We start from the raw sequence: 14,138 nt of genomic DNA on the forward strand, positions 1-14,138 counted from the left end.
GTCATGTTTCACGTGAAACATGACTCCGCCCAGCGTCATCAGTTCTGTGCGGCCCACCACTCCTTGAGCGCGGACACTGCCGCGTCGTACTCCATCGGCCCGTTCTCCAGCCGCAGTTCCAGGAGGAACTTGTAGGCCTGCCCGATGGCCGGTCCGGGCGCGACCCCCAGGATCTCCATGATCTGGTTGCCGTCGAGGTCGGGCCGGATCGAGTCCAGCTCCTCCTGCTCCTGAAGCTGAGCGATGCGCTCCTCCAGGCCGTCGTACGCGCGCGAGAGCGCGGCGGCCCTGCGCTTGTTGCGCGTCGTGCAGTCCGAGCGGGTCAGCTTGTGGAGGAGGTCGAGGAGCGGGCCCGCATCACGCACGTACCGGCGGACCGCGGAGTCCGTCCACTCCCCGGTGCCGTAGCCGTGGAAGCGCAGGTGCAGCTCGACCAGGCGCGAGACGTCCTTCACGAGCTCGTTGGAGTACTTGAGCTCGGTCATCCGCTTCTTGGTCATCTTGGCGCCCACCACCTCGTGATGGTGGAAGGAGACCCGCCCGTCCGTCTCGAAGCGTCGCGTCCGCGGCTTGCCGATGTCATGCAGCAGGGCGGCCAGGCGCAGCGTGAGGTCGGGGCCGTTCTCCTCCAGCGCCATCGCCTGCTCCAGGACGATCAGCGTGTGGTCGTAGACGTCCTTGTGCCGATGGTGCTCATCGCGCTCCAGGCGGAGAGCGGGCAGCTCGGGCAGCACCCGGTCGGCGAGCCCGGTGTCGACGAGCAGCGTCAGTCCCTTCCGCGGGTGCGCGGACAGGACCAGCTTGTTCAGCTCGTCACGCACGCGCTCGGAGGAGACGATCTCGATGCGCTCTGCCATGGCCTTCATCGCCGCGACGACGTCCGGTGCCACCTCGAAGTCGAGCTGCGCGGCGAACCGGGCGGCCCGCATCATCCTCAGCGGGTCGTCGGAGAAGGACGCTTCGGGGGTGCTCGGCGTCCGTAGAACTCTCGCGGCAAGATCGTCGAGTCCGCCGTGCGGATCGATGAACCGCTTCTCGGGAAGCGCCACGGCCATCGCGTTCACTGTGAAGTCACGGCGCACCAGGTCTTGCTCGATCGAGTCGCCGTACGAGACCTCGGGCTTGCGCGAGGTCCGGTCGTACGCCTCCGAACGGTAGGTCGTCACCTCGATCTGGAAGCTCTGGTTGACGTCTCCGACACGGGCGTCCTTCTGCCCGCCGACCGTGCCGAAGGCGATCCCTACCTCCCACACGGCATCCGCCCAGGGCCGCATGATCTTCAGTACGTCCTCGGGCCGGGCGTCGGTCGTGAAGTCCAGGTCGTTGCCGAGCCGGCCGAGGAGGGCGTCCCGGACCGAGCCGCCGACCAGGGCGAGGGAGAAACCTGCCTCCTGGAAACGGCGGGCGAGCTCATCGGCGACGGGGGACACCCGCAGCAGTTCACTCACCGCGCGGCTCTGCACCTGATTCAGGGCACTGGGATTGTCTTCGTTGGCGTTCGGCACAACAGAAAAGGGTACGTGGCCCGGACCCCCGCGGGCGCCTCCATTAAACGTGCATTGGCGCCTTGCCCCGCCCCTGCGGAAACCTCGCCACTGATAGGTGGACATAGTGGGACAGCGCGGTCTCGTCTTCGATCTTGTGGACCGGACCGCGGCACTTACCCTCAGCGCGCATCGTTACCATGCGTGGACGCACATTCCGACGACCACTGACGACGACGAGGGACGGGCGAGCGCGTGGCCGAGGCGGCAGACTTCCAGGGGATGAGTCCCTCACCTGCCCGCCGCCTGCTGCGGCGTACCGGGGCGCTGCTGGCCGCGGCTCCCCTGCTGGCCGGCCTCTGCCAGCTGCCCGGAGTGCCGTCCGCGTACGCAGCCGAGCGCAGCGCCGCAGCGGAGGTCTCCGGTTCCCGTACGGTCGATGTCTCTCTGGACACCCTCAGCCCTCGCGTGCCCTCCGACGGGGACACGCTCACCGTCTCCGGCAGGGTCGTCAACAAGGGCAAGCAGGCGATCACCGACGCGCACGTCGGTCTCCGGGTGGGCCCGACGATGAACGGCCGCTCGGCGATCGACAGCGCCGCACAGAGCAACCCGTACGCGGGTACGGACGTCGGCGGAAAGTACGTCGCGAAGTTCCCCAAGCTGGCGCCTGGTGTCCCGCAGACCTTCAGCATCTCCGTCCCCGTCGACAAGCTGCCCCTCAGCTCTGACGGCGTCTACCAGCTCGGTGTCACACTCACCGGCCGGACCGCCGCCGCGGCCTACGACCAGATCCTCGGCATCGAGCGGACCTTCCTGCCGTGGCACCCCGACGCGGCGGACAAGAAGACCCGCACCACGTACCTCTGGCCGCTCATCTCCACCTCCCACATGACGGCCGAGACGGGTTCGAACGAGCAGCAGACCCCCGTCTTCAAGGATGACGACCTGGCCGCGGAGATCGCTCCCGGCGGGCGCCTGCAGCAGCTCCTCTCACTCGGCAAGAACCTCGACGTCACATGGGTCGTCGACCCGGATCTGCTGGCGTCCGTCGACGCGATGACCCGCAGCTACCGCGTCCAGGTGAACGGCTCCAGCACGACGACCACGGCGGGCACGCACCAGGCGGTGGCCAAGCAGTGGCTCTCCGAGCTGGAGAACACGGTCGAGACCGAGGAAGTCGTCGCCCTCCCCTTCGCCGACCCGGATCTGGCGGCGCTGGCCCACAACGGAAAGACCGCCACCGGGTCGCTCAGCCGTCTCAAGGACGCCACCACCGTGGCCGCGACGACGGTGGAGTCGATCCTCCACGTGACGCCCAGCACGGACTACGCCTGGCCCGCGAACGGCGCGATCGACCCCTCGATCGTCAAGGTCGCCACCTCGGCCGGGGCCGACACGGTGATCTCCCGCAGCGACAGTCTGAAGGAGGCCGGAAGCCTCCCGTACACGCCTTCCGCGGCGCGTCCGATCGGCGGCGGCACCACCGCGGTGGTGGCGGACGCCCGTCTGTCGACGGCGTTCCAGGGCGACATGACGGTGGCGGACAACTCCACGCTCGCCGTGCAGAAGTTTCTCGCCCAGAGCCTGATGTTCTCGCTCCAGGTCCCGGACAAGCAGCGCAGCGTCGTGGTCGCCCCGCAGCGCATGCCTACCTCCAGCCAGGCCCAGGCGATGGCGCAGGCCCTGACGGCGCTGCAGGACGGAAACTGGTCACAGTCGGCGGACCTGTCCGCGGCCACCAAGGCCAAGCCGGACGCGGGCGCCACCACGCGGGTCCCGTCGGCGGCGTCGTACCCCTCGTCGCTGCGCAAGCAGGAGCTGCCGCAGACGGCCTTCGGGCAGATCGAGCGCACGCAGGACAACCTCGACAGCTTCCAGGTGATCCTCGCGGACAAGTCCCGTGTGGTCACCCCCTTCGGACGGGCCATGGACCGGTCGGTGTCCACGTCCTGGCGCGGCCGTAGCACCGATGCGACGCTCTACCGCGACGGCGTGGAGGCGTATCTCGTCAAACTCACCGAGAGCGTCGGACTGATCAAGAAGTCCGAGGCGAAGCTGTCGGGCCGCAGCGCCACGATCCCCGTGACGGTGCAGAACAACCTCGTCCAGGGTGTCGATCACCTGACGCTGCGCCTGACCTCGACCCAGCCGAGCCGCCTCAGCATCGGCGACGGCGCCTACGACGAACAGCCGGTCGCGGTCTCGGGCGGGCACAGCCAGTCGGTGAAGTTCACCACCAACGCCCACGCCAACGGCCGTGCGGGAGTCGTCGCCCAGCTGTTCACGGAGGACGGCCGGCCGTACGGTCCCGAAGTCGCCTTCGACGTGAAGGTCACCGAGATCACCGCCACGGTGATGCTGGTCATCGCCGGTGGTGTCCTGCTGCTCGTACTCGCCGGGTTCCGGATGTACACCCAGCGCAAGCGCGCGTCCGCCCGCCAGGCCGCACAGGAATCCGAGAACGCCCAGGCGGACGGCGAGGACAAGGACGCTCCCGAGGCATCCGAAGCCGAGTCGAGGGCACACGAGCCGGAGCAGCCGAGTGACCCGTCACCGGACACCGCACCGAAAATCACGGACCCGTCCGGCACTGGTGAGAGAGTGGACCGTTGAGCGATGTCGCGGCCGGTGGGCCCGGGGACGATGAGGTGGGGTAACCATGAACGCGCCGTACGACGGTGACCGCGGTCAGGGCGCGGGCGGCTCCGGCTACCCCGACGACCCGCCGCAGGGCCCGCCGGAGCCCGGCGAGGTGCCTCAGCAGCCCGCACCCGACGTGTACCTCCAGGACGCCTACGCCCAGGATCCCTACCGGGCGCAGGATCTCGCCGCCCAGGACCCTGTCACCGAGGCCCTCTACGACCGCGCCGCGCATCCCCCACCGCCGCCCGGCACCTACCAGCCGCAGCCCCCGCTCTACGCTCAGCCGCCCCAGTCCCCGTATGCCCCCGACCCGCGCGTGTGGGCCCAGACGCCGGCCCCCGAGCCGGAGGGCCCCACCCAGTACCTGCCGTACGGCGACGACCCCCGGACCACCCAGTTCGTGGGCGTCGACGACCTGGTGACCCAGGCCGGCGAGCAGCGCCACGAGCCGGACGCCTTCGCTCATCTCTTCCGGGACCAGCAGCAGGGCGGCGCGTACCCGCCCGCGGGGGGTCCGCCCAGCGTGCCCTCTCCGACGCCGGAACCCGCTCCGGCCGCCGAGCCGCCTTCGGCACCCCCGCCCGCACCCGCGCCGGCGGCCGCGAAGAAGTCCGGTGGCCGTGCGTCCGGTCTGCTGAAGTCCAGTGCGGTCATGGCGGCGGGCACCATGGTGTCCCGCCTCACCGGTTTCATCCGCTCCGCGCTGATCGTCGCGGCGCTGGGCGTCGGCCTCCTCGGCGACACCTTCCAGGTCGCCTACCAGCTGCCGACGATGATCTACATCCTGACCGTCGGCGGCGGCCTCAACTCCGTCTTCGTACCGCAGCTGGTGCGCGCCATGAAGGACGACGAGGACGGTGGTGAGGCATTCGCCAACCGGCTGCTGACCCTCGTCGTCGTGGTTCTCGGCGCACTCACCGCGCTCGCGGTGCTCGCCGCCCCGTTCCTGGTGCGCGTGCTGTCGACGCCGGTCGCCAGAGACGCGGCGGCCAACGACGTCGCCGTCACCTTCGCCCGCTACTTCCTGCCCACGATCTTCTTCATGGGCATCCACGTGGTGATGGGCCAGATCCTCAACGCGCGCGGAAAGTTCGGCGCGATGATGTGGACCCCGGTCCTCAACAACGTCGTCATCATCGTGACGCTCGGACTGTTCATCTGGGTGTACGGCACCTCGGGGAACTCCGGCATGGAAGTCGGGACGATTCCGCCGGAGGGCGAGCGACTGCTCGGCATCGGTGTTCTGCTCGGCCTCGTCGTGCAAGCCCTCGCTATGATCCCGTATCTCCGCGAGACCGGATTCCGGCTGCGGCTGCGCTTCGACTGGAAGGGCCACGGCCTCGGCAAGTCCGCGATGCTCGCCAAGTGGACGGTGCTCTTCGTCCTCGCCAACCAAGCGGGCGCGATTGTTGTGACCCAACTGTCCACCGCTGCGGGCAAGGACTCCCCGGTCAAGGGCACTGGCTTCGCCGCCTACGCCAACGCGCAACTCATCTGGGGTCTCCCGCAGGCCATCATCACGGTCTCCCTGATGGCCGCCCTGCTGCCGCGGCTCTCGCGTTCGGCCCACGAAGGCGACAGCGGCGCGGTCCGTGACGACATCTCCCAGGGGCTGCGTACGACCGCCGTGGCGATCGTGCCGATCTCCTTCGGCTTCGTCGCGCTCGGCATCCCGATGTGCACGCTGATGTTCGGCTCCTCCGGGACCAGCGAGGCGACGAACATGGGCTTCATGCTGATGGCCTTCGGTCTGGGCCTGATCCCGTACTCCGTGCAGTACGTCGTGCTGCGCGCCTTCTACGCGTACGAGGACACCCGGACCCCCTTCTACAACACGGTGATCGTGGCGGCCGTCAACGCCGGGGCCTCGGCGCTCTGTTTCTTCCTGCTTCCCCCGCGCTGGGCGGTGGCGGGCATGGCCGCGTCGTACGGTCTTGCCTACGCGATCGGCGTCGGAGTCGCGTGGAGCCGGCTGCGCAAGCGGCTGGGCGGCGACCTGGACGGTGGCCGGGTCCTGCGCACGTACGCCCGGCTCGGAATCGCGTCGGTGCCGGCCGCGCTGCTCAGCGGCGCGGCCTGCTACGGAATCGGCCACACACTGGGACAGGGCGTCGGCGGCTCGTTCGCCTCCCTGCTCGGCGGTGGTGTCGTACTGCTCGGTGTCTTCTATGTCGCGGCGCGGCGGATGCGCATCGAGGAGCTGAACGGAATGGTCGGCATGGTCCGCGGGCGCCTTGGGCGCTGAGACGAGGGTAGGCGCACAACCATCGTGTGCGACCGCGTGTCGTGCATAGGGGCGGACTGTGGGCACAATTGGCTTTGGCGTCGGACAGCGCGTAATGGATGGGGAGGCAGGAACGACGGTGGCGGAACGCAGCACGGCTGCCGTCGACGTGGCAGACAACAGTGGCGACGAGCCGCTGACCGCGAAGGCGGACCAGTCCACGGCCGACGGGGTGGCCCAGAACCGGGAGCGGGACACGGACAGCTCGGAGAGCGAAGAGGAACAGGGGAGCGGGGGGAACGAGAGCCCTGGCAGGACCTCGCCGCCCGAGCTGCACAGCGGTCACAAACTCGCCAGACGCTACCGACTGGAAGAGTGCGTCACCCGTCTGGACGGTTTCAGCAGTTGGCGTGCGGTGGACGAGAAACTCCGCCGCGCCGTCGGTGTGCATTTGCTGCCCGCCGACCATCCACGAGCACGCTCCGTCCTGGCGGCGGCCCGTTCCTCCGCCCTCTTGGGCGATCCACGGTTCGTCCAGGTCCTGGACGCGGTCGAGGAGAACGACCTCGTCTATGTGGTGCACGAGTGGCTGCCGGATGCCACGGAGCTGACGGCGCTCCTGGCCGCCGGCCCCCTGGAGGTGCACGAGGCGTACCAGATGGTCAGCCAGGTCTCCCAGGCGATGGCCGCCGCACACCGTGAGGGGCTGGCGCATCTGAAGCTGACCCCGAGCGCCGTGCTGCGCACCTCGTCAGGGCAGTGGCGCATCCGCGGTCTCGCCGTGAACGCGGCGTTGCGCGGCATCAGCTCCGACACCCCGCAACGCACCGACACGGAGGCGATCGGCGCGCTGCTGTACGCCACGCTCACGCAGCGCTGGCCGTACGAGGACGACGCCTACGGCCTCTCCGGGCTGCCCAAGGGTGTGGGCCTCATCGCCCCCGACCAGGTACGCGCGGGAGTGCACCGGGGCCTTTCGGAGCTCGCGATGCGCGCGCTCGTCAACGACGGCGCGACCGCTTCCCGCCAGGAGCCTCCGTGCACCACGCCGGAGGAGCTCGTGAAGGCGGTCGGCGAGATGCCTCGCATCCGGCCGCCCGAGCCCGCGTTCACGGCGCCGCCGGACTACCAGCGCACGACGTACCAGCAGGGCAACTACGGCCGCACCTCGTCCCACCCGGGGGCCACCCAGCCGGTGCCGACTCCCCTGCCCCCGTTGCAGACCCGTACCGGCAAGGCCCTCAAGTGGGCGGTGTCGGCGTTGCTCATCGCCGCCCTGGGCCTGGGGAGCTGGCAGCTGGCAGACGCGTTGATGGACCGCGGGAAGCAGGCGGACCCGACGCCGACGGAAACCGCCGGTGGCAACGACAAGGCACCGAAGCCGACTTCGGGCAAGCCCATCGCCATCACCGGTGCTGAGGACTTCGATCCGTTCGGCAGCGACGGTTCCGAGACCCCCTCCGACATAGGGAAGATCTATGACGGCAGTTCGAGCACGTACTGGCAGACCAGCTTCTACACCAGTGCCGACTTCGGGCGGTTGAAGGAGGGGGTCGGGGCAATTCTCGACCTTGGAAAGGTCCAGGAGGTCGGAAAGGTGCGCGTCTCCTTCGTGGGGAGCACATCTGTCGAGCTTCGCGCAGCCACAGGAGCCGATGCGGACCCCAAGTCCTTCGACAGCTACACGAAGGTCGCAGACGGCACCGGCACAAGTGTGACGCTTGAGCCGGCCAAATCCGTGAAGGCCCGGTACCTCCTGGTGTGGCTGACGAAACTCCCGCCGACCAATGAGGGCACGTTCCGCGGAAAGGTGCTGGATGTGAAGGTGACCAGCTGAGCGATCAGAAACCCCCGTCGACTCAACCTGTTATGGAGCGCGCCTCCGCCAACAGCTTTCGGTGCGCTTCAGACAGGCGATGCAGGTCGTCGCGGTTCTTTTTGATCATGTCTTTCTGGATTTCGGATTCCTGGTCACTCCAGATCTTCACCAGGTCGGTACGCGTCTTGCAGTCGACGTCTGCTTTCGCGGCAGAAATCTCGCGCTTCGTGATCTGCTGCCCGGAATTCTCGTCCGCCCCGAGTGCCTGAAGTGGAGTGCGGTAAGAGAACCCCTTGCCCTTCATGCACTGCGACCATTCTTTGGTCGCTTTTTCAACACTCTGTGAGTTCATGGACTGCTCAAAGCCGGCTGACGCAATGTTCTGGGCAGTCCGGACACCTTTCTCGTCCGTGTATTTTCCGCGGAGGTCCTGTTTGACCTGACCGAGGCAGCCGCCCTCGGGCACCGTCGAGCCATTCACCTCTGCGGTCGCACCCATTCCACCATTCAGTGCGAGAATTTCTTTGTCTGAAAGCTCAGGACCGCGCGGAGCGCTACGTGTTTCGGGGAGGTGATACCCGTACTCCGATACCACGGCCGGGTTCAGAACCCCGTATCTGCGGTTCGTTCCCGGAATGTACTTCGCAGCGGAGTCCGAGCTTTTCGCCCGGTATCTGAGACCGTACTTTCGCATGCAGGCGTCCGCGAGCTTTTCCTCCGCCTTGGAGATGACATGCAGTTGCCCAGCGGAGAGCGCATACCCTCCTATGGGAAGCTCCAGGCCGCGTTCCAAAGCCGAGACCTTGACCACCCGATTCGACCCAGCACCGGCAGCTGGGGTCGAGGGGGAAACAGCAGAGCTCGCGGGGGTAGGAAGACCGCTCCGCTCCTCCTGCTGTCCGCTGCAGCCGGAGGCACATACAAGAGCAACGCACACGACTGCGGTCGCCTGCGTCCTGCGGTTGCCATAACCAATCATGCGATCACCTTCGTGGTTCAAAGAGAATGGGTGCCGGAAGCATTGTGACCGCTTCCGACACCCAATTATTCAACGCATTTCTAGTTGAACTGGTAGCAGTTCCAGCCTTCGGACATCTCCCCGTCCACTATCTTCAGAGATGCATTGTTGTTGTACGTGCGCTTCAACTGGTTCGCCTGTGCCTGCTTGGGCCCCTGAGCCCAGAGCCAGTCGCACGCTCCACCGTAGTTACTGCTGTAGTAGACCGTGGCGCTCTCATTGACGGTCTTGGCGATGAAGAACGCCGAAGCAGCCTTGTTCTTGACGGACTGGCCCTTCCCCGCGCCGGCCGTCGCGAACTCGTACCCCGCCAGGTTGCTGATTCCGCCGTAACCGACGAAGTTGGCCGCGGAGCCCTTGAAGTTCGAGTTGAAGAAGAACACGAAGCACGGGTAGGCGCCGCTACAGTCGGCTCCCGTGTAGGTCGTGGCTCCGGCCTGAGAGACACCGGAGAGCGTTAGCATGCCGGCTGCCAAACCGACGGTTATTGCCCTCTTGAAAAGCTTCACACTTCCCCCTTTTCCTGGTGCAGAAATCAAGCTTGACTATATTTTCACTCCCCCTGACGATCAAGGGAACAAAATAGCCTCACTCACCCCTTTCCTGCCGCATGGCGGGTGATATGCATCACTCGTACATTTACGTCGGGCTCCCCGAGCTCTTGAGTTCCCGCAGAGGCGTGAAGCGTGCTCCGTCCTTCGCGCCTCCGGATGACGGCGTCCAGCGCAGCCCGGCGTCCAACGCAGCCCCGTGCCTGCTAATTACGCTGCTTACCGTCGCGCTCGATGGGAGAAGTCCGTAAGGTTGCCGGTGAGGGGAGGGACAGAGTGCAAGAAGAGCCTTCGCTCGCCGCTTTGAGTGATCAGGATCTCTTGGCCCGTCATGTCGATGGCGACCCTGACGCCTTCGGAGAACTAGTCAAGCGGCATCGCGACCGACTCTGGGCTGTGGCGCTACGGACGCTGGGGGACCGGGAGGAGGCGGCTGACGCCGTCCAGGACGCACTGCTGTCCGCCTACCGGGCTGCCCACACCTTCCGCGGTCATTCGGCCGTCACAACCTGGCTGCACCGGATCACGGTGAACGCCTGCCTGGACCGCGCGCGCAAGGCGGCTTCCAGGAAGACGTCCCCCGTGGACGACACGGAACGGCTCGAACAGCTCCTGGAGCCTCACGAGTCGGCCTCCGCTCCCGCCGAGCGCAACGATCTGCACCGTGAGCTGCTGGAGGCACTGGGCACCCTGCCCCCCGACCAGCGGGCAGCCCTCGTCCTGGTGGACATGCAGGGCTACCCCGTGGCAGAGGCGGCCAGCTTGCTCGATGTGCCGACCGGCACGGTCAAGAGCCGCTGCGCGCGTGGCAGAGCCAGACTTCTCCCACTGCTCAAACACCTGCGTACGGACAGTGGGAGCGACAGAGCGAGCAAGAAGTCGGGTGAGGGACGGAACCGCACGCAGGGGGCATCCGTCCCACCCGCAGCGGGAGAACACGATGGACCAAGCGATTCAGCTGCTGTGAAGGGCGGAGGTGGGCGAGCGTGACATCCACGACCGGCACGGCCGGGCACCCGGACGTCGAGGAGATCTCCGACCTCACCGAAGGTCTACTCCCTCCCTCCCGCACGGCGGACGTCCGGCAGCACCTGGACGACTGCACGCTCTGCGCCGACGTGTACGACTCGCTGGAGGAGATCCGCGGCCTGCTCGGCACGCTGCCGGGCCCGCCCCGCATGCCCGACGAGGTCGCTGGACGCATCGACGCCGCTCTCGCCGCTGAGGCCCTTCTGAATGCCACGGCTCCCGAGGACGACGTCACGGGCGCCCTCGCGTCCGTCGGTACTTCGCGCCCCATTTCCGATGACAGCGACGGCGACGACGACAGGCATGTTTCACGTGAAACATCGAGTACGGCAGACCGTCCCGCGGGGCACCCTCGCGCCGCCACCGGCCCGGGCCGCGCGAACCGCCCGCGTCGTGCACGCCGTAGGACCGCGGTCCTGAGCGCCGTGTTCACGGTCGCCGCGCTGGGACTCGGCGGTCTGCTGTTCCAGTCGCTGAGCAACAACGCCTCCGACAATGACTCTCCGTCGGCTTCCCCTGAGCAGAGCGACTCCGCGAACACCTTCGCTGAGGGCAAGCTCAAGGGCCAGGTCGCGGATCTTCTCGACAAGGCCGACAAGAAGAAGGACGGCGGCCCTCGCACCTCCAACCCGTACGGCACCCAGTCCACTGAGGAGCCGCACATCCTGAACACGCCCTCGGTCTCGGTTCCCGGATGCATCACACAGGGGATCGGTCGCGACGCGGACCCACTCGCCTTCAAGGAAGGTTCCTACGAGGGCAAGGAGGCGTATCTCGTGGTCCTGCCCGACGCCTCCGACACCACACGCGTCACGGCCTACGTCGTGGATTCCGCCTGTGTGGACAAGCCGTCGATCTCCGTCGGCAAGGTTCTGGTGAAGCACAGCTACGCGCGGAGCTGAGCGAGTCCGGCTCCGCCGCGGACCGTCCCGAGCCTCTGTGCACCATCCTTGGCGTCCCCGCGCGGTGACTCGTCTTCGTGTGCCCGGACACAGTGGGAATGCGCGCCCCTTAGGATCCGTTGGGTGGGGTGAGAGTTCTGAGAGAGGCTCCCACCAGTTGTACGAAGCAGTCTCCAGAGACGAGGAATCAATCCGTGAGCGACGTCCGTAACGTGATCATCATCGGCTCCGGGCCCGCCGGCTACACGGCGGCGCTCTACACCGCGCGCGCGTCGCTTAAGCCGCTGGTGTTCGAGGGCGCCGTCACCGCAGGCGGTGCGCTGATGAACACCACTGAGGTGGAGAATTTCCCCGGCTTCCAGGACGGCGTCATGGGCCCCGAGCTCATGGACAACATGCGCGCGCAGGCCGAGCGCTTCGGCGCCGAGCTCGTACCGGACGACATTGTCGCGGTCGACCTCAGCGGCGAGATCAAGACCGTCACGGACACGGCGGGCGCCGTACACCGGGCGAAGGCGATCATCGTCACCACGGGTTCGCAGCACCGCAAGCTGGGTCTGCCCAAGGAGGACGCACTCTCCGGACGCGGCGTCTCCTGGTGCGCGACCTGTGACGGCTTCTTCTTCAAGGACCAGGACATCGCCGTGATCGGCGGCGGCGACACCGCCATGGAGGAAGCGACCTTCCTCTCCCGATTCGCCAAGTCCGTGACGATCGTCCACCGCCGCGACACCCTGCGCGCCTCCAAGGCGATGCAGGAGCGTGCCTTCGCCGACCCGAAGATCAAGTTCGTCTGGGACAGCGAGGTCGCCGAGATCCAGGGCGACCAGAAGCTCTCCGGTCTGACGCTGCGGAACCTGAAGACCGGCGAGACGTCCGAGCTGCCCGTCACCGGCCTGTTCATCGCGATCGGCCACGACCCGCGCACCGAGCTCTTCAAGGGCCAGCTCGACCTGGACGGGGAGGGTTACCTCAAGGTCGAGGCACCCTCGACCCGGACCAACCTGACGGGTGTCTTCGGCGCCGGCGACGTCGTCGACCACACCTACCGCCAGGCGATCACCGCGGCCGGCACCGGCTGCTCCGCCGCCCTCGATGCCGAGCGCTTCCTCTCCGCCCTCGCGGACGATGAGGCCGCCGCGGAGCCCGAGAAGACCGCTGTCTGACCCCCTTCCCGCCCCACCGCACCAACCCAGTTAAGGAGCCCGCCGTGGCCGGCACCCTCAAGCACGTGACCGACGATTCCTTCGAGCAGGACGTTCTCAAGAGCGACAAGCCCGTCCTGGTGGATTTCTGGGCCGCCTGGTGCGGTCCGTGCCGCCAGATCGCTCCGTCCCTCGAGGCGATCGCCGCCGAGTACGGCGACAAGATCGAGGTCGTCAAGCTCAACATCGACGAGAACCCGGGTACGGCGGCCAAGTACGGCGTCATGTCCATCCCGACCCTGAACGTCTACCAGGGTGGCGAGGTCGCCAAGACGATCGTCGGTGCCAAGCCGAAGGCCGCGATCGTGCGGGACCTCGAGGACTTCATCGCCGAGTAGTTCGACATGTCGCTCGCAGCAGGCGGCGATGTTTCACGTGAAACACAGATGGGCCAACCCGGACGGGTTGGCCCATCAGCATGTATGGCGTCCGCTGCAGGCGCCTCTCCCAGAGATCCGAGAGCTGTCTACAGCGGACGCAGTACTGGCTCCTTCTGTACCGCCCCCAGCAACCGGTCGAGCGCCAACTCCACGTCTTCCTTCCAGGAGAGCGTTGTACGCAGCTCCAGGCGCAGTCGCGGGTACGTCGGGTGCGGTCGGACCGTCTTGAATCCCACGGCCAGGAGATGGTCGGCGGGCAGGACGCAGGCCGGCTCCTTCCAGCGGGCGTCTCCGAAGGCCTCGATCGCCTTGAAGCCCCGCCGGAGCAGATCCTTGGCGACCGTCTGCACCATCACACGTCCGAGCCCCTGCCCCTGAAAACCAGGCGTGATGAAGGCCGTCATCAGCTGGACCGCGTCAGGGGAGACCGGGCTCGTGGGGAAGGCCGTCGCCCGGGGCACATAGGCGGGCGGCGCGTAGAGCACGAAGCCCGCCGGTACGTCATCCACGTACACGACCCGTCCGCAGGATCCCCATTCGAGCAGAACGGCGGAGATCCACGCCTCTTTCTCCAGCTCGGGTGTTCCCGCCTTTACCGCGGCCTGACCGCTGACTGGGTCCAACTCCCAGAAGACACACGCGCGACAGCGCTTGGGAAGGTCCTGAAGGTTGTCCAGCGTGAGCGGTGCGAGCCGGCGCCCCATGAAGGCAGTTCCTCACTTTCCTCGCCCGCAGCGTCGCGAGCGGCTGTCAGAGCGCTCCGTTCCCTGAGCAGGCTGCCGACGAACCCGCCGACCGCGCCGAGCCCCAGGCCCGCGCTCACCAGTCCGGTCCGGCTCACCGTTCGCATGGCCCCTCGCCTCCCCACAAAAGGTGCTGC

Annotated in this window: 11 protein-coding genes; 7 read left to right on the top strand and 4 right to left on the bottom strand. The window is 67.3% G+C overall.

Annotation, left to right across the window (positions count from 1 at the left end):
* Positions 1–38 precede the first annotated feature (38 nt).
* Complete coding sequence (locus tag ACH4YP_RS10370) at positions 39–1,505, bottom strand: CCA tRNA nucleotidyltransferase (RefSeq protein ID WP_361052265.1); 1,467 nt, start codon at positions 1,503–1,505, stop codon at positions 39–41.
* 234 nt (positions 1,506–1,739) lie between these two features.
* Between ACH4YP_RS10370 and ACH4YP_RS10375 the strand changes: the two genes are divergently transcribed.
* The 3 genes from ACH4YP_RS10375 to ACH4YP_RS10385 all read left to right on the top strand — a co-directional run bounded on the left by ACH4YP_RS10375 (position 1,740) and on the right by ACH4YP_RS10385 (position 8,191).
* Positions 1,740–4,100: a DUF6049 family protein gene (locus ACH4YP_RS10375; RefSeq protein WP_398490216.1), complete on the top strand. Its 2,361-nt coding sequence runs from the start codon at positions 1,740–1,742 to the stop codon at positions 4,098–4,100.
* A 46-nt stretch (positions 4,101–4,146) separates the two neighbouring features.
* A complete protein-coding gene (gene murJ / locus ACH4YP_RS10380; protein WP_398490217.1) occupies positions 4,147–6,375 on the top strand; it encodes a murein biosynthesis integral membrane protein MurJ in 2,229 nt (742 codons plus the stop codon).
* Positions 6,376–6,493: 118 nt separating this feature from the next.
* Positions 6,494–8,191: a protein kinase family protein gene (locus ACH4YP_RS10385; RefSeq protein WP_361052275.1), complete on the top strand. Its 1,698-nt coding sequence runs from the start codon at positions 6,494–6,496 to the stop codon at positions 8,189–8,191.
* Positions 8,192–8,213: 22 nt separating this feature from the next.
* On the opposite strand, the gene ACH4YP_RS10390 is transcribed toward ACH4YP_RS10385, so the two are convergent.
* Together ACH4YP_RS10390 and ACH4YP_RS10395 are read right to left on the bottom strand one after the other, a co-directional pair.
* Positions 8,214–8,984 carry a hypothetical protein gene (locus ACH4YP_RS10390; RefSeq protein ID WP_398490218.1) on the bottom strand — a complete coding sequence of 257 codons (771 nt, stop codon included), beginning with the start codon at positions 8,982–8,984 and terminating at the stop codon, positions 8,214–8,216.
* Positions 8,985–9,232: 248 nt separating this feature from the next.
* Positions 9,233–9,700 (bottom strand): hypothetical protein, encoded by a 468-nt coding sequence (locus ACH4YP_RS10395; RefSeq protein WP_361052280.1) that lies wholly within the window; start codon positions 9,698–9,700, stop codon positions 9,233–9,235.
* A 276-nt stretch (positions 9,701–9,976) separates the two neighbouring features.
* Between ACH4YP_RS10395 and sigM the strand changes: the two genes are divergently transcribed.
* The 4 genes from sigM to trxA all read left to right on the top strand — a co-directional run bounded on the left by sigM (position 9,977) and on the right by trxA (position 13,216).
* Positions 9,977–10,732, top strand: a complete 756-nt coding sequence (sigM, locus tag ACH4YP_RS10400; RefSeq protein ID WP_398490219.1) for an RNA polymerase sigma factor SigM — start codon at positions 9,977–9,979, stop codon at positions 10,730–10,732.
* Complete coding sequence (locus ACH4YP_RS10405; protein WP_398490220.1) at positions 10,729–11,673, top strand: anti-sigma factor family protein; 945 nt, start codon at positions 10,729–10,731, stop codon at positions 11,671–11,673. Before sigM ends, ACH4YP_RS10405 begins: the two co-directional genes overlap by 4 nt.
* A 194-nt stretch (positions 11,674–11,867) precedes the next feature.
* Positions 11,868–12,839: a thioredoxin-disulfide reductase gene (gene trxB / locus ACH4YP_RS10410; RefSeq protein WP_361052290.1), complete on the top strand. Its 972-nt coding sequence runs from the start codon at positions 11,868–11,870 to the stop codon at positions 12,837–12,839.
* 44 nt (positions 12,840–12,883) lie between these two features.
* On the top strand, positions 12,884–13,216 hold the full coding sequence (gene trxA / locus ACH4YP_RS10415; RefSeq protein ID WP_143641354.1) for a thioredoxin: 333 nt from the start codon (positions 12,884–12,886) through the stop codon (positions 13,214–13,216).
* A 128-nt stretch (positions 13,217–13,344) separates the two neighbouring features.
* Here trxA and ACH4YP_RS10420 read toward each other — a convergent pair whose 3' ends face one another.
* A complete protein-coding gene (locus ACH4YP_RS10420; protein WP_189841525.1) occupies positions 13,345–13,962 on the bottom strand; it encodes a GNAT family N-acetyltransferase in 618 nt (205 codons plus the stop codon).
* Positions 13,963–14,138 lie beyond the last annotated feature (176 nt).

The organism is Streptomyces sp. NPDC020747 (genome assembly GCF_044334695.1).
GTDB lineage: Bacteria > Actinomycetota > Actinomycetes > Streptomycetales > Streptomycetaceae > Streptomyces.

Coding starts and splice junctions, on each gene's coding strand:
- murJ (WP_398490217.1), top strand. CDS start 4,147: ATGAACGCGCCGTACGACGGTGACCGCGGTCAGGGCGCGGGCGGCTCC.
- sigM (WP_398490219.1), top strand. CDS start 9,977: ATGGGAGAAGTCCGTAAGGTTGCCGGTGAGGGGAGGGACAGAGTGCAA.
- ACH4YP_RS10420 (WP_189841525.1), bottom strand. CDS start 13,962: ATGGGGCGCCGGCTCGCACCGCTCACGCTGGACAACCTTCAGGACCTT.